This window comes from Chryseobacterium sp. UF-290 (assembly GCF_058245615.1).
On sequence record NZ_JBSICB010000004.1, the window covers coordinates 325,506 to 345,016 of the forward strand.

The 19,511-nt window shown below is 37.8% G+C and carries 13 protein-coding genes and 1 riboswitch; of the genes, 11 read left to right on the forward strand and 2 right to left on the reverse strand.

Annotated elements, in window-relative coordinates; all coding sequences use genetic code 11:
• The first annotated feature begins 261 nt into the window (after positions 1-261).
• A complete protein-coding gene (locus AC4IF5_RS07065; protein ID WP_490732993.1) occupies positions 262-1,584 on the forward strand; it encodes a DUF58 domain-containing protein in 1,323 nt (440 codons plus the stop codon).
• Positions 1,585-1,643: 59 nt separating this feature from the next.
• On the forward strand, positions 1,644-2,063 hold the full coding sequence (locus AC4IF5_RS07070) for an OsmC family protein (RefSeq protein WP_490732995.1): 420 nt from the start codon (positions 1,644-1,646) through the stop codon (positions 2,061-2,063).
• A 180-nt stretch (positions 2,064-2,243) separates the two neighbouring features.
• Here AC4IF5_RS07070 and AC4IF5_RS07075 read toward each other — a convergent pair whose 3' ends face one another.
• Complete coding sequence (locus AC4IF5_RS07075; RefSeq protein WP_490732997.1) at positions 2,244-4,862, reverse strand: MGH1-like glycoside hydrolase domain-containing protein; 2,619 nt, start codon at positions 4,860-4,862, stop codon at positions 2,244-2,246.
• A gap of 188 nt (positions 4,863-5,050) precedes the next feature.
• A riboswitch (SAM riboswitch) is annotated at positions 5,051-5,158 on the forward strand.
• Positions 5,159-5,216: 58 nt separating this feature from the next.
• On the opposite strand from AC4IF5_RS07075, the gene AC4IF5_RS07080 reads away from it, so the two are divergent.
• From AC4IF5_RS07080 to metF, 7 genes are all read left to right on the forward strand, one after another.
• On the forward strand, positions 5,217-6,155 hold the full coding sequence (locus AC4IF5_RS07080) for an alpha/beta fold hydrolase (protein ID WP_490732999.1): 939 nt from the start codon (positions 5,217-5,219) through the stop codon (positions 6,153-6,155).
• 4 nt (positions 6,156-6,159) lie between these two features.
• Positions 6,160-7,698, forward strand: coding sequence for an ACT domain-containing protein (locus AC4IF5_RS07085; protein WP_490733001.1), 1,539 nt, complete (start codon positions 6,160-6,162; stop codon positions 7,696-7,698).
• Positions 7,699-7,824: 126 nt separating this feature from the next.
• Positions 7,825-8,985: an O-succinylhomoserine sulfhydrylase gene (locus AC4IF5_RS07090; protein ID WP_490733003.1), complete on the forward strand. Its 1,161-nt coding sequence runs from the start codon at positions 7,825-7,827 to the stop codon at positions 8,983-8,985.
• Positions 8,986-9,046: 61 nt separating this feature from the next.
• On the forward strand, positions 9,047-10,057 hold the full coding sequence (locus AC4IF5_RS07095; protein ID WP_490733005.1) for a homocysteine S-methyltransferase family protein: 1,011 nt from the start codon (positions 9,047-9,049) through the stop codon (positions 10,055-10,057).
• 83 nt (positions 10,058-10,140) lie between these two features.
• Positions 10,141-11,232, forward strand: coding sequence for a fatty acid desaturase family protein (locus AC4IF5_RS07100; RefSeq protein ID WP_490733007.1), 1,092 nt, complete (start codon positions 10,141-10,143; stop codon positions 11,230-11,232).
• A 1-nt stretch (position 11,233) separates the two neighbouring features.
• Complete coding sequence (gene metH, locus AC4IF5_RS07105; protein WP_490733009.1) at positions 11,234-13,894, forward strand: methionine synthase; 2,661 nt, start codon at positions 11,234-11,236, stop codon at positions 13,892-13,894.
• 8 nt (positions 13,895-13,902) lie between these two features.
• Complete coding sequence (gene metF / locus AC4IF5_RS07110; protein WP_490733011.1) at positions 13,903-14,862, forward strand: methylenetetrahydrofolate reductase [NAD(P)H]; 960 nt, start codon at positions 13,903-13,905, stop codon at positions 14,860-14,862.
• Between the two features lie 143 nt (positions 14,863-15,005).
• Here the strand turns inward: metF and AC4IF5_RS07115 are convergent, their stop codons facing one another.
• Complete coding sequence (locus AC4IF5_RS07115) at positions 15,006-16,157, reverse strand: hypothetical protein (RefSeq protein WP_490733013.1); 1,152 nt, start codon at positions 16,155-16,157, stop codon at positions 15,006-15,008.
• A 91-nt stretch (positions 16,158-16,248) separates the two neighbouring features.
• Between AC4IF5_RS07115 and folE the strand changes: the two genes are divergently transcribed.
• Entirely contained in the window at positions 16,249-16,914 is a 666-nt protein-coding gene (gene folE, locus AC4IF5_RS07120; RefSeq protein ID WP_490733015.1) for a GTP cyclohydrolase I FolE, read from the forward strand.
• A gap of 171 nt (positions 16,915-17,085) precedes the next feature.
• The gene (gene cysS / locus AC4IF5_RS07125) at positions 17,086-18,552 is read left to right on the forward strand and encodes a cysteine--tRNA ligase (protein WP_490733017.1); all 1,467 of its coding nucleotides are present in this window, start codon (positions 17,086-17,088) and stop codon (positions 18,550-18,552) included.
• Positions 18,553-19,511 lie beyond the last annotated feature (959 nt).

A 19,511-nucleotide genomic window follows, 5' to 3' on the forward strand; every position in this document is an offset into this window, starting at 1 on the left:
GTAGCAGGAGATGGACCAAAAAATTAATTAAAGTACAAAATATTCAATATGGCAAATTTTAAAGAACTTTTAGTCTGGCAGAAGTCTATTCAAAAAATCTTAAATTTTTAAATGAAGAAGATTATTTAAGATGGAGTAATGAAATTATAGAAATATCCAAAATGTTGAACGGATTAATTAATTCCTTGCAGTAATAATGATTATGAAAAGACTAATAAGCACTCTCCTAAAGCCCATAATCTGCAACCTGTGACCTGAATAATGAAAAACTTATACATCAATACACGCTTTTTCTTCACACTCATCGGAGTGGGAGTACTGTATGTCCTGGCATTTTTCTTTCCGGTATTCATGTGGATAGCCCATATTGTACTGTTGATGTGTTTTCTTGCCGTAATGGTAGATTATCTGCTGCTTTTTAATCAGAAAAATACATTGCAGGCTCAAAGGATATTGCCGGAAAAGCTATCTAATGGTGACGAGAATTTTGTAAAGATTGATATTAAAAATAATTACAGCTTTAAGATCAATGTTAAGGTCATTGATGAAATACCGTTCCAGTTTCAGAAAAGAGACTTTCTGATTGAGAGGCAAATGGCTTCCGGTACCAATACGTTTTTTCAATATGCATTAGAACCGAAGGAGAGAGGAGAGTATCATTTCGGAGGATTGAATATCTATGCATCTTCACCTTTAGGATTGGTGTCAAAGAGATTCACTTTTCAGAAAGATGCAGCATTGCCCTCTTATCCGTCATTTGTCCATCTCAGAAAATATGAATTGATGGCTTTACAAAGTGAGTTTTTGCTTGGAGGGATCAAAAAAGTCAGAAAACTGGGGCATACGATGGAATTTGAGCAGATCAAAGATTATGTTCCCGGGGATGATATCCGAACGATCAACTGGAAAGCGACCTCTAAAGCCAATCGTCTCATGGTAAACCAGTTTCAGGACGAAAGATCACAACGTATTTTTATGCTGATCGATAAGGGGCGAACAATGAAAATGCCTTTCAACGGATTAAGTCTTTTGGATTACTCTATCAACGCTGCCATGGCATTGTCTCATATCATTCTCCGAAAGGGTGACCGGGCTGGAATGATGACCTTCTCAAAAAAAGCCGAAAATAAAATTGCTGCCGATAATAAGTCAGGACAGCTGAAAAAGATATCAGAAGCGCTTTACAATATTAAAACCGATTTTTTTGAAAGCGATTTCAACCGTTTGTATCAGGATGTAAAATACTCTGTCAACCAAAGAAGTCTGATCCTGCTTTTTACAAACTTTGAAACTCTGGATGGGCTTAACCGCCAGTTGAAATATCTTCGTGGGATCGCCAAAAACCACTTGCTGGTAGTTGTATTTTTTAAAAATTTTGAGCTGCAGACTTTAATTAATAAAAACCCGGAAGATATGCAGGAGATCTATGACGAAATTGTAGCGGAGAAATTTGAATTTGAAAAGAAACTGATCATTCAGGAGCTCCGTAAGTATGGAATTTATACCGTATATACGCTGCCTGAAAATCTGAATATCGATGTTATCAATAAATATTTGGAAATAAAAGCGAGAGGAATTTTATAACTTTGCAATAAGCAATAAGCAATAAGCAATAAGCAATAAGCAATAAGCAATAAGCAATAATGAAAATAACACTTAACAGACTCAACGACGACTTTTTATTTGAATGTACAAATGCTCAGGGAAATTCTATCCTTTTGGACAATACATCCCAGCCGGGAGCAAAAGGGGTTTCGCCAATGGAAAGTGTTCTGATGGCAGTAGCAGGCTGCAGCGGGATTGATGTAGTTTCTATTTTAAAGAAGCAGCGTCAGGATATTAAGAGCTTTCAGGCAGAAGTAGAAGGGGAGAGAGTGCAGGTAGATGATGCTAAACCTTTTAAATCGATCAATGTGAAATTTCTTTTAGAAGGAGAAATTGATTCTAAAAAAGCATTAAAAGCTGCAGAATTGTCTTTTGAAAAATATTGTTCCGTATCAAAAACCTTAGAGCCGAATGTAGAGATCGGATATGAAGTATTTGTCAACGGGGAAAAGATATAGATCTATAGATGAGGCTCGAAAGAGTCCCATTTTTTTAGCCACAAATGCACGAATAAATGAAAAATTCGTGCATTTGTGGCTAAAAAATAAAGTATAAATCTTTTAATATTTTAGAATCTTCTCTTGTAAAAATAGAAAAACCGGATATTTTATCCGGTTTTTCTATTATTCATCACTCATCTAAAACGTGAGTCTCGGTTTGATCAGTTTGGCCACAGTTGCAGTCCAGCCTGTCTGATGAGAGGCGCCAACACCTCTTCCGTTATCCCCGTGGAAATATTCAAAGAAAGTAATATAATCTTTAAAATGTTCATCATAATTGAACTTTGGATTTCCACCATTGAAAGCCCGCTGCCCATGCTCATCTTTTAAGAAGATTGAGCACAACCTCTTGCTGATATTCTGAGCCACTTCATCAAGGTTCCTTTTATCACCACTTCCGGTTGGAAGCTCTACCTTCAGGCTGTTTCCATAATAATAATGGAAACGTTGCAAGCTCTCCACAATCAGGAAGTTGATAGGAAACCAGATCGGACCGCGCCAGTTGCTGTTTCCTCCAAACATCCGGCTGTCACTCTCTGCAGGCGTATAGTACACTACATTTTCTGTTCCGTGAACTGAAAATACAAAAGGATTTTCTTCGTATACCTTAGACATGGCCCGGATTCCGTAAGAGCTTAAAAACTCTTTTTCATCCAGCATTCTCGTTAAAACCTTTGTTAATCTGTTCTTACGGAGAATACTCATAAGGTGCTTTCTTCCTTGCCCTTCCTCATCCCAGTGAGAAACAAGCTTGGTGAGTTCCGGCTTATTTTTTAAGATCCATTCCATTCTGCTTCTGAAATTTGGCATCTTTTCAAGCAGCCGGTGATCAACGATCTCTACAGCGAATAGCGGAATTAAGCCGACAATACTTCTTAATCTCAAAGAAACACTGTCCCCGTTTCCAAGCTGAAGTACATCATAGAAAAATCCGTCTTCCTCATTCCATAGACCTTTCGTTCCTTCACCCAGGTTTTCTATTGCTTCGGCGATATAAAGATAATGTTCAAAAAACTTGATCGCCATATCTTCATATACCTGATAATACTGGGCAAGTTCCATGGCAATCCGCATCATGTTCAATGCATACATCGCCATCCAGCTTGTGCCGTCAGCCTGCTCAAGATGCTGACCATCCTTTAAAACCATATTCCGGTCAAAGGCTCCGATATTATCAAGCCCAAGGAAACCGCCTCCGAAAATATTCTTACCATTTTTATCCTTCCGGTTTACCCACCAGGTAAAATTGAGAAGAAGCTTCTGGAAAACTTTCTCAAGGAATAATAAGTCAGGCTTCCCGTTATTTTTTTCATCAATTTTAAAAACACGGAAGCAGGACCATGCATGTACAGGAGGATTCACGTCACTCATATTCCATTCATAGGCAGGCATCTGCCCGTTGGGGTGCATATACCATTCCTTGGTCAGCAGCAAAAGCTGTCCTTTGGCAAACTCAGCGTCAATGATGGAAAAAGGGACACAGTGAAATGCCAGGTCCCAGGTGGCATACCATGGATATTCCCATTTATCAGGCATGGAAATGATATCTTTATTGTGAAGATGGTTCCATTCCGTATTTCTTACATACTCATTAAAATTTCTCGGTGCTTCATGATTCGGGTCCCCTTTCAGCCACTTTCCAACATTGTAATGATAGAACTGTTTGTTCCAAAGCAGTCCGGCAAAAGCCTGCCTCTGAACATTTTTTTCATCTTCATTCACGGTATCGTATTGGACTTCGCTGTAAAATTCTTCCGCTTCCGCCTGTCTGGTTTGGAAGATCTCATCAAATCCTGCAAAAGGCTCATCTGTTTCGTCCGGACATAATCTGAACTCAAAAACCTGAGACTGTCCTGCCTGTATCATTTCATCGATCAGGAAAGATGCCTTAGTCCCTCTTTTTTCAGGATTAACCGTATCTGTTCCATGGATGATAAAATCATTGATCCCATCCTTGAAATAAATATTTTCAGTTAAAGGAGCTCCATATAATTTTGAAGTATTCGTTTCATTATCACAAAATGCACTTTGTGCATTTACATTTCTGGAATAGAGCTTTTTGATTGAAATACTATCGTGACCAATATTGATACTTCCGTCATGAGAGGAAGCATTCATTTCCCCTTTATAAGTATTATAGCCCCATTTCCAGTTATTTCTGAACCAGGCGGTTGGCATTACGACAATAGGAGCATCATTCCGGCTTCGGTTGCAGATGGTGACCCTGGCCAGGATATCATTGTGATCAGCCTTGCAGTATTCGATGAAAATATCAAAATATTCATCATTGTCAAAAATTCCGGTATCAAAAACTTCATACTCAGGATCCTTTTTGCTGCGTCTTCCGTTCTCAGAAACAATCTCATCATAAGGAAACTCATTGATCGGATATTTATATACCATCTTCATATAGCTATGAGTAGGAGTATTATCCAGATAGTAGAAGATCTCTTTAATGTCTTCACCGTGATTTCCCTGTGGATTGCTCAGACCGAAAAAACGCTCCTTTACCATTTTATCCCTCTTATTCCAGAATGAAAAAGCAAAACAGAAAAGCTGTTTTACATCAGAGATCCCTGCAATGCCTTCTTCCCCCCAGCGATAGGCATAGCTCTCAGCATTATTGTGATTGGTGTAGTTCCATGCATTTCCGTTCGTACTGTAGTCTTCCCGTACATTACCCCATTGCCGGTTGCTTACATAAGGTCCCCAGTTTTTCCATTTGGTATCTTGTAATCTTTCTTTTTCGGCAGTCATATCTCATCATTTTTCCACACGAAGTTAGTTTTTTTGGAAAGTAATTCCAATTTTTTTCATCTGAATAATTATTAATATAGCCCTGAAATACTTGTGTTTAAAGGCTTTTTGAAATATTAAAATAATTTTTTTTTGAAATTAAAAGAAAAGAACTACCTTTGCACCATTCGTTCATTCAAATATTGAAAATGTTATCAAGAAAGGTTGAGGGATTAGACCCTATGAAACCTTAGCAACCCTTTGTGCAAGCAAAGAAGGTGCTACGTTCTACCAAAATGATTTTGGACAGATAACTTACTGAAGTTCTTTTCAGCCATTTCCTGTGGCATTTTCAATTGTATTAAAATAATAGAATTGAAAACAGAACTAAACTATATTAATCTTTCGTATCAGACCTATTCCCAAAAGGAATACCATATCCCGTTGAGCTATGAGCTTTTCGGGAAAGACCTGTTTACAGCTCCCGTCATTTTGATCAACCATGCCCTGACCGGAAATTCAAAAGTATCCGGGGAAAAAGGCTGGTGGAAACAATTGGTAGGAGAAAATCAGATCGTTGATACCAATAAGTACACAGTTCTGTGCTTCAATATCCCCGGAAACGGTTACGATAATTTTTTAATTGAAGACTATGAGGATTTCACTCCTTCAGATATTGCCAATATATTTCTGAAAGGATTGGAAGCTTTACATATCCAGAACCTATATGCTGTTATTGGAGGTTCACTGGGAGGAGGAATTGCCTGGGAAATGCTGATAAAGCAACCTAAGCTTGCAGAAATTTTTATCCCCATAGCCTGTGATTACAGGACTCATGACTGGCTTCATGCACAATGTCTGGTTCAGAAATTCTTATTGAATGCTCAGAATGAACCTTTACAAAAAGCAAGAATTCATGCCATGCTATGTTACAGGACTCCACAATCGCTTAATGACAGATTTCAAAATACATACAATCACGATAAACAGCGGTTGGAATCAGAAGATTGGTTAGTATATCATGGTAATGCATTAAACGAGAGATTTAGTTTAAAAGCATACAGGCTGATGAACCATCTGCTGATGAATATCAATGCTGACGAAGCTGCCCTGGAGAAGATAAAAGCACGAATGCACATGATCTCCGTAGATACAGACTTATTCTTCCCGGCTTCTGAAATTCGAATGTGTTTTGAAAGCTTAAAAGAGAAAAAGGTGAATGCTTCTTATCACGAGATCCAGTCAATACATGGGCACGATGCCTTCCTAATGGAATATCAACAATTAAATAATATCATAAAAAACATTTTATAAAGTAATGAAAAAGGCTAATGAAATAAAATTTTTAAAGAACAGATCAATCATTAAGTTTGAAGGAGAAGATTTCTTAGGAGAAATCGGGATTGACGGACGAATTTTTAAAGCGCTGACTTTAGCCAGAATCAGCGTTGGGGTGATCTCCCAGCAAGCCATAGAAAATGGAATCTCCATATTGGTTCACGAAAATGATGCGGAAAAAGCGGTGGCTTGTCTTATTAATGAATTTGAAGCAGAAAGAAAATCAGGAAAAGTATCACAGATCTATAGTATCAATAATGTTTCTGTCATTGGTTTTGTAGCAGAAGATTTCAATAAGGTCTTTGCTGAGCTGGCCAGAAATAACGTTTTTCCATTGCTTTTGAATCAGGTGGCAGGAGAAAACAGAGTCAATATTGTAGTCACTTCCTCACAGGATGAAAAAACCAAAAACATTATAGAATCCGAAATTTTCAAAAAGCCTAAAACGGTTCATCTGGCCATCATCGGACACGGAAATGTAGGGAAAACTTTGATTGACCAGGTTTTGGAATCTTCAGAAGAGATCAGGAGACGTAAAAATATAGATCTTAAAGTAGTGGCTGTGGCCAATTCCAAAAAGATCGCATTCAATAAAAAGGGATTTGAGTCTAATTGGAATGATGAGGTGTTGATAGCTGAACGTCCGTCAAATGTTGAAGAGCTGATCAGCTTTTCCAACGAAAATCAGCTGGAGAACCTGATTGTTGTGGATAACACAGCCAGTACAGATTTTGTTAAAAACTATCATACCCTGGCAGAAAATGGCTTTGACCTGGTTTCTTCCAATAAGATTTTTAATACGCTTCCTATCGAAGAATACCGTAAGCTAAGATATACTTTGAACAAAAATAACAGACGTTATCTGTATGAAACCAATGTAGGAGCGGGCCTTCCGTTAATTGATACGATCAAACTCTTACACCTTTCGGGAGAGAATATCACAAGAATAAAAGGAGTGTTCTCGGGAACATTGAGCTATGTTTTCAACAATTTTTCTTTGAGAGATGATAAATTTTCCACCATCATCAACGAAGCGTTGGAAAAAGGTTACACAGAACCGGATCCGAGAGAAGATTTATCCGGAAATGATGTGGCAAGAAAATTATTGATCTTGGCAAGAGAACTGGATTTAATCAATGAATTTGAAGATATCAATATTCAAAATCTCGTTCCGAAAGATTTACTTTCAGTTTCAAAAGCAGAGTTCCTTTCGAGACTTGGAGAGCTGGATGAAGAATACCAGAAAATAAAAGAAAATCAGGAACCTGGTCATGTGTTGAGATATGTCGGTGATTTACATGGTGATTTGCAGAAAGACAAAGGGGAACTGGATGTAAAACTGATTTCTGTTCCTGCAACTTCAGCCCTGGGGCAGCTAAAAGGCTCAGATTCGATTTTCGAGATCTATACAGAAAGCTATGGTGAAAACCCAATTGTTATTATGGGAGCCGGAGCCGGAGCACAGGTAACGGCAAGAGGTGTTTTCGGAGATATTTTAAGAGTAAGTGAAACAAAATAAATTAATGTAACAATCTAACAATGTAACAGTTTGCCAATAATTATTATTGTAATTCAGATCAAAGCGAAGAATCTGACTGTTATACTGTTAGATAAGTACATGGGTAAATTGACAAATTAAAACTATATGGAAAATTTTGAAACATCAGCAATAAGAACCCAGACTGAAAGAACCCAGTTTGATGAGCACTCCACTCCATTGTATCTTACGTCCAGCTTTATTTTTCAGGATGCGGAAGATATGAGAGCGAGCTTTGCAGAAGAAAAACCTAAAAATCTATACAGCCGTTTCTCCAATCCTAATGTAACTGAATTCACAGAGAAAATCGCAAAAATGGAAGGGGCGGAAGCAGGATATGCGTTTGCAACGGGAATGGCGGCGATCTATTCTACTTTTGCCGCATTATTGGACGCTGGAGATCATATCGTAAGCTGTCAGTCCGTTTTTGGATCCACTCATACCTTGTTTACCAAGTATTTCCCGAAATGGAATATTGAAACCACTTACTTCAAAGCTGAAGAAGCAGAGAATGTTGAACAGTATATCAAGCCTAATACAAAGATCTTATATCTTGAAACGCCTACCAATCCGGCTATTGAAATCCTGGACCTGGAGTTCTTTGGACAGATTGCGAAAAAATACAATCTTATTTTTATTGTAGATAACTGTTTTGCAACACCTTACCTTCAGCAGCCCATTAAATATGGTGCAGATATTGTTGTACATTCAGCAACGAAACTGATTGACGGCCAGGGAAGAGTATTAGGAGGAATAGCAGTAGGAAAAGAAGACCTGATCAGAGAGATCTATCTTTTCGCAAGAAATACAGGACCTGCATTATCCCCTTTTAATGCCTGGGTATTATCAAAAAGTCTGGAAACATTGGCAATCCGTGTAGAAAAGCACTGTGAAAATGCATTGAAAGTTGCTGAGTTTCTGGAAAGCCATCCGAATGTGGAATTGGTAAAATATCCATTCCTGAAATCCCATCCAAGTTATGAAGTAGCCAAAAAGCAAATGAAGCTTGGGGGAAATATCGTTGCTTTTGAAATCAAAGGCGGAATAGAAGGTGGAAGAAACTTCCTGGATAAGATACAAATGTGTTCGCTTTCTGCCAACCTGGGTGATACAAGAACGATCGTAACGCATCCGGCATCTACAACCCATTCTAAACTTTCAGATGAAGAAAGAAATGAAGTGGGAATTACCGCAGGATTGGTTCGTTGTTCCGTAGGATTGGAAAATGTGGATGATATTATCAATGACTTAAAACAAGCTTTGGACTAATTCAGTAAGAACGGGTTTTGATGATTAGAATATCAAACGGTTTCAGCCAAAACATATAAAAATGAAAAATTCAGAACAATTATATAAAGCTTTATCGACAAGAATATTAATTCTTGACGGAGCTATGGGCACTATGCTTCAGCGGTACAAATTCGAAGAAGAAGATTACCGTGGAGAACGTTTTAAAGACTGGGAGCATCCTGTAAAAGGAAATAATGACCTGCTTTCCCTGACACAGCCTCAGGCCATTGAAGAAGTTCACAAGAAATATCTGGAAGCAGGAGCTGATATCATTGAAACCAATACGTTCTCAGGAACTACGATTGCAATGGCGGATTATCATATGGAAGAGCTTGTCTACGAACTGAATTATGAGTCTGCAAAGATAGCCAGAAAAGCATGCGATGAGTATACCGCAAAAAATCCTGATAAACCGAGATTCGTGGCAGGATCTATAGGGCCTACCAACAGAACGGCAAGCTTAAGCCCTGATGTGAATGATCCTGGTTACAGAGCGATCACTTTTGAAGAATTGAGGGTAGCTTACAAACAACAATGTGAAGCTTTGCTGGATGGTGGATCAGATATTCTTTTGGTAGAAACCATTTTCGATACGTTGAATGCAAAAGCGGCTTTATTTGCCATTGATGAAATTCAGGAAGAAAGAGGAATTAAAATTCCTGTCATGGTATCCGGGACGATCACTGATGCCTCAGGAAGAACACTGAGCGGGCAGACGGCAGAAGCCTTTCTGATCTCAGTTTCCCATTTGAACCTGTTAAGTGTAGGGTTCAACTGTGCTTTAGGTGCAGATCAGCTGACTCCTTATCTGGAAACATTGGCTCATAACACAGAATTTTATGTTTCAGCTTACCCGAATGCAGGGCTACCGAACGCTTTCGGGAAATATGACGAAACTCCGGAAGATATGGCAAGACAGATCAAAGAATATGCAGAGAAAGGGTTGATCAATATTATCGGAGGATGCTGCGGGACCACTCCGGAACATATCAAAGCAATTGCTGATCTGGTGGAAAATTATCCGCCAAGAAAATTGAGGGAATTTGTATGATTTGATAGATTTTTTAAATTAAAATCAAGAATGAAGGCTGAGCTATAAATATTATCTTTAAATAAATCACAAAATTTAATATAATGGAAAAGCCGATTTACTTAAAAGATTCAGATGATGCCAGGCTGTTTAATGAGCTGAGAAAGAAAGTGAACCAACGGGTAGAAGCAATTCCTGAAAAGAGGGATCTGTATATTCAGGTCAAAGCGATACTCCTTCCATTGGTCTATGTAGGATTATACTTCGTTGCTATTCTCAATGCGGAAAGATCCTGGGTTTATATCATGAGCTTTGTTTCAATGGGGATATTCCTGGTTTTGATTTATTTAAACTTAATTCATGAAGCAGCTCATAACAATATTTATAAAAGTAAAAGGTTGAATGAGATGGTGTTACATATCTTTGATTTTGTAGGAGCCAACTCTTATATCTGGAAGAAAAGACATATTGCAAGCCATCATGCCTATCCGAATGTGGATGGTTGGGATACTGATATCGAGCAGAGTGGTTTACTTTTAATAGTTCCATGGATCAAGGCAAAAGGAGTTCAGAAATATCAGCACAGGTTTTTCTTTTTAGTATATCCGCTGTATCTGTTCAACTGGATGTTTATAAGGGATTTCAGAGACTTCTTTGATAAAGAAAGAGTGATTTTAAAAACTCAGGGAAGAATACCTGTGATAGAAAAAGTGAAAATGGTAAGCTATAAGTTATTTTACTTTTTTTATCAGATCGTGATTCCTGTCCTGTTCTTTAAAGTATCAATAGGATTGGCTTTAGGAGTCTGGTTTTTACAGGTTATTTCCGCGAGCGTTTTTGCATTGTTTGTTTTATTGCCTTTGCATCCGCTTCCTGATAATGCTTTTCCAAAATTGAATAAAGATAATGGTCTTCCATTCAGCTGGCTTCGTCACCAATTGGAAGTGACCAATGATTTAAAAGAAAATAACTGGTTTGTAAGAAATGTGCTGGGGAACTTTAATTTTCATGTTGCCCATCATTTATTTCCGAACTATAGCTATATGTATTATAATGAGATCACAGAAGAAATCGAGGCATTTGCTAAAGAGCATGGCTTAGCCTATAAGAGATTTCCGCTGCTCACAGCTCTAGGTAAGCATAGAGATTTATTGAGGCAGAATGCGAATAATGCCTACTATATTTTAGAAGAATAAAATGAAGTATTTAAGATTATCAGGCCTTGAGCCTCTTATCATAACACCGGAGAGTAATTTCATCAATGTTGGTGAAAGAACTAACGTTGCCGGCTCCAAAAAATTTTTAAGACTCATAAAAGAGGAGAAATTCTCCGAAGCTTTGGATATTGCCCGCCATCAGGTAGAAGGTGGAGCGCAGATTTTGGATGTTAATTTTGATGACGGACTGATCGATGGAAAAGCATCCATGATCAGATTCCTGAATTTAATTGCCTCCGAACCGGATATTGCAAGAATTCCTATCATGGTAGACTCTTCCAAATGGGAGATCCTGGAAGCAGGTCTTCAAGTTGCCCAGGGGAAATGTGTAGTGAATTCCATCAGTTTAAAAGAAGGAGAAGAAGAATTTATCAAACACGCGAAAGCTATCAAAAGATATGGTGCTGCGGTGATTGTAATGGCATTTGATGAAGTAGGGCAGGCTGACAGTCTTGAACGAAGGATTGAAATTTCGAAGAGGTCTTATGATATTCTGGTCAATCAGATCGGGTTTCCGGCAGAAGATATCATTTTCGATTTAAATATTTTCCCGGTGGCTACGGGAATGGATGAACATAGAAGAAATGCTGTTGATTTTATTGAAGCGACACGATGGGTAAGGCAAAACCTTCCCTATGCCTCCGTAAGTGGAGGAGTGAGCAATGTTTCTTTTTCATTCCGTGGAAATGATACCGTAAGAGAAGCAATGCATTCCGTATTTCTTTACCATGCTATTCAGGCAGGAATGAACATCGGTATTGTGAATCCTGCCATGCTGGAAGTATATGATGAAATCAATAAAGAATTACTGGAGCTTGTAGAAGATGTAATTCTTGACAGGAGGGAAGATGCTACGGAAAGGCTTGTTGACTATTCCGAAAAACATAAATCGGTCAGGAAAGAAAAGACTGAAGATCTGGAGTGGAGAACACATCCATTGCAGGACAGGATTACTCATGCTTTAGTCAAAGGAATTGACCGCTTTATCGAAGAAGATGTGGAAGAGGCAAGACAGCAGGCAGAAAAACCGCTCCACGTTATTGAAATCAATCTGATGACAGGGATGGGAGTCGTTGGGGATTTATTTGGAAGCGGAAAAATGTTTTTACCGCAGGTAGTGAAGTCTGCGAGAGTAATGAAAAAAGCAGTGGCTTATTTACAGCCGTTCATTGAAGCGGAGAAAGACAGTACAAAGCCGGCCAATGGAAAAATTTTAATGGCTACAGTAAAAGGAGATGTTCATGATATCGGAAAAAACATTGTAAGTGTGGTTTTAGGGTGCAACAACTATGAAATTGTTGACCTGGGAGTAATGGTCCCTGCTGAAAAGATCATCCAGACAGCTATTGAAGAAAAAGTAGACGTCATAGGATTGAGCGGGCTGATTACGCCAAGTTTGGATGAAATGGTATATATCGCTTCAGAATTAGAAAGACAAAACTTAGATTTTCCTTTATTGATCGGAGGTGCTACGACTTCAAAAGCGCATACTGCAGTGAAAATCGATTTAAAATATAAAAACGCAGTGGTTCACGTTAATGATGCTTCAAGAGCTGTAAATGTGGTAAGCTCATTGTTAGGAGACAGAAATAAAGAATATGTTTCAGATCTGAAGAATGACTATTCAGATTTCAGAGAGAAGTTTCTGAGCAGACAGGTAGATAAGGACTATGTATCTATTGAAGAGGCGAGAGAAAACCGTTTTAAAATAGATTGGGAAAAAGAAGATATTTTCACACCGAATAATTTAGGTATAAAAGTTATCGAAGATCAGGATTTGAATGAACTCGTTCCCTTTATAGACTGGTCACCGTTCTTCAGAAGCTGGGATCTTCATGGGAAATATCCCAATATTCTGGAAGATGAGGTGGTAGGAGCTCAGGCTAAGGAATTATTTAAAGACGCCCAGATTATTTTAAAGAGAATTTTAGACGAAAAATTATTAACGGCAAAAGCCATCTTTGGAATCTTTAAAGCCAATTCCAATGAAACGGATGATATCTTAATTTTTGATGAGAATAATAACGAGCAGGTAAGGTTTTTATCCTTAAGACAACAGGCTCAAAGATCAAAAGGTAAAGAATATCTGGCTTTAAGTGACTTCATTGCTCCTCAAAGTTCAGGAAAAACAGATTATATGGGGGCTTTCTGTGTGACCACAGGTTTCGGTACAGACGAATTGGCGACTGAATATGAAAAAGCCAATGATGACTATAACGCTATCATGGTAAAAGCATTGGCAGACCGTTTTGCAGAAGCTTACGCTGAGTTTTTACATAAAAAAGTAAGAACGGAATATTGGGGCTATGCGGTTCAGGAAGAGCTGAGCAATGAAGACCTGATTGCTGAAAAATACAAAGGAATCCGTCCTGCCCCAGGCTATCCGGCTTGCCCTGACCATTTGGAAAAGAAAACGATCTGGGATCTTCTAAAAGTAGAAGAAAATACAGGGGTTTTCCTTACCGAAAGTCTGGCAATGTTCCCTACAGCATCCGTGTCCGGATATTATTTCGGAAGTCCGCACGCCAAATATTTCGGTTTAGGAAAAATTACAGAAGATCAGCTTAAGGATTATGCAGCAAGAAGAGGTTGTAGCATTCAGGAAGCAAGAAAGTGGTTGTCACCCAATTTAGCAGATTAAAATTAGACATGAAGATAACAGAACACATTAAAAGCGCAAATGGAAAAACTTTGTTCTCCCTGGAAGTTGTTCCGCCTCAGAAAGGAATCGGTATTGAAGACCTGTATACGAATATAGATCCGCTGATGGAATTCAAGCCGCCATTCATTGATGTTACCACTTCAAGGGAAGAGTATATCTATATCGATAAAGGAAACGGATTGATGGAACGCCGTATCACAAGAATGCGTCCGGGAACTCTGGGAATCTGTGCCGCCATTCAGCATAAATATAATGTAGATACAGTTCCGCACTTACTTTGTGGTGGCTTTACCAAAGAAGAGACCGAATATCTTTTGGTAGACTGTATGTATCTTGGAATAGATAATGTAATGGCATTAAGAGGCGATGCCATGAAAGGACATCAATATTTTGAACCCACTCAGGGAGGCCATGCAAGTGCTATGGACCTGGTCAATCAGATCAATGATCTGGGAAGAGGTAAATATCTTCATAATGAAGAGCAGATTTGTGATGAGCTTAATAAATTCTGCATTGGTGTAGCCGGGTATCCGGAAAAGCATATGGAAGCTCCATCTATGAATTATGACCTGAAATGGCTGAAGCAAAAAGTAGATGCCGGAGCTGACTATATTGTGACCCAAATGTTTTTTGACAATAAAAAGTATATTGAATTCGTTCATAAAGCAAGAGAAATGGGAATCACGGTTCCGATTATTCCCGGAATCAAGCCGATCGCGACAAAGAAACATTTGAAGATCCTGCCACAGGTGTTCAAAATAGACCTTCCGGAAGAGCTGATCAGTGAAGTGGAAAACGCTAAAAATAATGAAGCTGTAAAACAGATAGGCATAGAGTGGGCGATTGCTCAATGCAAAGAGCTTTTAGATTTCGGAGTGCCTGTTCTTCATTTCTATTCAATGGGGAAAAGCGATAATATTAAAAAAATAGCAGGAGAACTGTTCTAATAAAAGTGCCAAAAAATGAAGAAACCCTGCCGTTTAAGGCAGGGCTTTTATTTTAATCTGATTTTTGGATAACGGAATCTATAAAAACTGAATCTTTAGTTATTGATCATATGTCAATAGCTTCCATCTTCAACCCAAGATTCCTAGAGAATATGATGCCTCTCAAACTCTCTGTTTCTGTCAAACAAATACCGGTAAGTAGCCAGCTTTCTGGTCACTGTTGTATCAAGAGTTTCCGCAATTTTGACCATTTTAGGATTAAAGTCACCGATCCATTGAAGTTCAGTGATCGTAAAATCAGTATGTTTCCTCAAATGTAGTGTTCCCTCCCAGATCATGTATCCGTCAATCCCTCTCTTTTGCCACTCAGGCACTACTCCAAAAACAAGACCCACCATCTTTTCATTCTTTTTAAACCGCTTTAGAAACCAGAATTTAAGTTTTTCAAAAGCACCGAACTTTCCATTTAAATACTTAAACCATTGATTCAGGTCCGGAATATTGATCCACATGGCAATAGGCTTTTCATTCTCATATACAAACCATGAAATGTGCTCATTGATGATAGGTTTCATCATATTAAACATTTTAAGAACCTTGGTCTCGTCCAGATGCTTGCCTTCACCATGAGAAGCCCATGCTTTATTATAAATCTCTGTAAAATCTTGTGCAAATTTTTTAAGATTGTTTTTTTTCATAGGCTGCGCAGAAATGGCTGGATTTCTTTTATTTCTTTCATAAGCAATCTTAAAAACCCTTGAAACTTCAGCAAAAATCGGTCTTGTAAAACAAAGCTGCTCAAAATACACCTGAAAACCATAATTTTCAAAAAGCTCCCTGTAATAAGGGAAATTGTAATTCATTCCAAACAGAGGCTCAATAAATCCTTCGACCAAAAGACCCCAGAATTTATCCCTTTCTCCAAAATTGATAGGGCCGTCCATGGCTTCCATCCCTCTTTTTTGTAACCATTCTTTACAGTGATCAAAAATAAAATTGGCTACCTCCTGATCATGAATACAGTCAAAAAAACCGATTCCTCCCGTAGGTAGTTTTTGTTGATAACAATGGTTGATAAATACGGCTACTTTACCTGCGGTTTTATTATTCTTTTTAAATAAAAACCTTTTACATTCCCCATTTTTAAAGAATTTATTCTTTTCAGGATCGAAAATTTCCTCAATATGCTGATCCAAAGGCCGGATATAATTTTTGTCGTGTTGATAAAGTTGCGCAGGAAATTCCAGAAATTCCCTTTTTTGGTCTTTGCTTTGTACTTCTTCGACAATAATCATAGATTTTTAGTTATAAAAAGATAATGTTTTTCATTCCAATTGAAATAGAGGAACAGATATTATCCGTATTTTTGCTGCAAATTAAATAAAAATGGTTGATTTTACTGATAACGACGATGATATTTTCACTGGAAAAGAACATACGCCTATAAGGGAAGATGCTTTTGATAAATCGCCACAGGAAAAAATAGAAAAAATTACTGAGCTTTTTGGAGAGATTATGGAAACGCTGGGGCTGGATATGAATGATGATTCCCTGAAAGATTCTCCAAAGCGTGTTGCGAAAATGTATGTAAACGAAATTTTCGGAGGACTTCTTCCTGAAAACAAACCGGGTATATCTACTTTTTCCAATAAATATAAATACCGTCAGATGCTGGTAGAAAAGGACATCACCGTATACTCTTTCTGTGAGCACCATTTTTTACCCATTATCGGAAGAGCACATGTTGCTTACATCTCAAACGGGGAAGTAATCGGTCTTTCAAAAATTAACAGGATCGTTGATTACTATGCAAAAAGGCCACAGGTTCAGGAAAGGCTGACCATGCAGATCGTGAATGCTCTGAAAGAAGCGTTGGGAACGAAAGATGTAGCCTGCATCATTGACGCAAAGCACCTTTGTGTAAATTGCAGGGGAATAAAAGATACGGCTAGTTCTACCATTACTGCTGAATTGAGTGGTATCTTCAGAACCAACCCGATTACAAGACAGGAATTCTTACATTATGTAGGAAGCCATGCAAAACTTGACTAATCAATGAACCATTATGTCAATCATTTGCAAAGCCATTTAAAGCGATTTAATTATGATAAAATTTAAAAAAGTTTCACATAAAATTTTCATCACGACAATTATTTGTTGTGGAAGAACTATTTTTTAACTAATTTTTGAATCTTAATCATTAAATCTTTTAATTTAAAATAAATGCAATTAAAAATATATAACTCTCTTACAGCAGAAAAAGAAATATTCAAACCTATCTTGGAAGGAAATATAGGAATGTATGTTTGTGGACCTACAGTATACAGCAATGTACATTTAGGGAATGTACGGACATTTCTTTCATTTGATTTTATCTACCGTACCTTAATGCATTTAGGGTATAAAGTAAGATATGTTAGGAATATTACCGATGCAGGGCACCTTACCGATGACGGAAATGTAGACAATGACAGATTCGTGAAGCAAACCCGGTTAGAAAAACTGGAACCTATGGAGATCGTACAAAAGTACACCGTGGATTTTCATAAAGTTTTAGATATGTTCAATCTGCTTCCTCCTAATATTGAGCCTACAGCTACAGGGCACATTGTAGAACAGATCGAGCTGACACAGAAATTAATTGAAAGAGGCTTTGCTTATGAAAGTAACGGTTCAGTATACTTCGATGTATTGGAATACAACAAAAGAGGTCTGAACTATGGTGAACTTTCAAAACGTAATATAGAAGAGCTTTTTGCCAATACCCGTGATCTTGATGGTCAGGGAGAAAAGAAAAACCCACAGGATTTTGCCCTGTGGAAAAAAGCATCTCCTGCTCATATTATGAGATGGAACTCTCCCTGGGGAGAAGGCTTTCCGGGATGGCACCTTGAATGTACAGCGATGAGCACAAAATATTTAGGGGAAACCTTCGATATTCATGGAGGAGGGATGGACCTGAAATTCCCACACCATGAATGTGAGATCGCTCAAGGAAAAGCTTGTAATGACGCAGCGCCGGTAAATTACTGGATGCACGCCAATATGCTGACAATGAACTCTCAGCGTATGAGCAAATCTACTGGAAATTATATCCTTCCTATGCAGCTGGTTACAGGAGAAAATGATTTCTTTGAAAAGCCTTTCCATCCTTCAATTGTGCGCTTCTGCTTCTTGCAGGCACATTACAGAAGTGTGCTGGATATTTCCAATGATGCGATGATTGCCAGTGAAAAAGGTTTCATAAGACTAATGGAAGCTGTGAAAGTATTGAACACAATTATTCCTGATGATACAAAACAATCTGCATTCAGCCTTACAGAATGGAAAAATAAATGTTATGATGCCTTAACGGACGATTTCAATTCTCCAATTCTTATTGCCCATTTATTTGAAGGGGTAAAATATATCTTTGCTTTAAATGATGGTAAAGAAACGATTTCAACGGGCGACCTTGAAGATTTAAAATCAACATTGAATGCCTTTATCTTCGATGTTTTAGGATTACAGACCATTGAAGAAAACAATAACGAAAAGCTTGACCAGACCCTAAAAGTTCTGATCGAGTTGAGAAATCAGGCAAGAAGATCCAAAAACTTTGAGCTTTCAGATCAGATCAGAGATAAACTGCTTGCAGAAGGTATCGAACTAAAAGATGGAAGAGACGGAACGTCTTATGTTCTGAACTAAAAACATATACTTCGTTTTATAGCCATTCCGTAGGAATTCAATATTTAGGATTCTTACGGAATGTTTTTTTTTATCCACTTTTAAAAAGCAATCTTACTTATATATAAACGTCCGATATTCTAAAGCCCTAAGACTCTCAAACCCTTCCATTTATCTAGGAGCTATTTCCCTTTATTCCCTCATCCTGCTCACTCCAAAGCTCTCCAATGCTGAAGTCCTTCTGGATTCCGGGTCTTGTTGCGTGTTCACCGTTCTATGGGGGCTATGGATGTGGTAATAATTGAGAGATATTCTGAATACTTGAATTCCACATGCCCCCATCGAATTACCAAAACCCGCTCGCTATGATGATCTGTGTCAATCTGTGCCATCTGTGGTTGAATATAAACATACCTGAATCCATACAACCGATGAGGTTCTGTTTATAATGTAGTATATATATTATATAAAGAAAAACTGCTTAAGCTCCTTACTATAGTAAGATAAACAGTCCTATAAAGCATTTAAATACACCGTTTGGTTATTGTGGATAACTATCAATAAATTTATAATCTCCTGTATACTAAAATATTACAATTATACTTATCCACGAGTATAAATTTTATGTTAAGTAAACTTGTTTTGTGTATTAATAAGTGATTATCTTTGCCCCACTGAAAACGAGAGTAGTCAGTTAAGCGCAGAAGAGCTTTTAGCTAAGCATAAACATTTATTGTACCGAAGAAACAGACAAAAATACTTTTACTTTTTTTCAATAAAAAAGGTTGTGAGTTAAAATAAAGTTTGTATCTTTGCGGTCCCAATTACAGGGAGCGCAGGAGTAGTAGATTGAATTGTAAGAAAGGATTTGGGTTACGAAAAAAACTTTAAATTTTTCTTTCAAAAATTTGGTCATTAAGAAATAAATTTTTACTTTTGCACTCGCAAATACGGAGCGACACTGACAGATAAGATTGCTT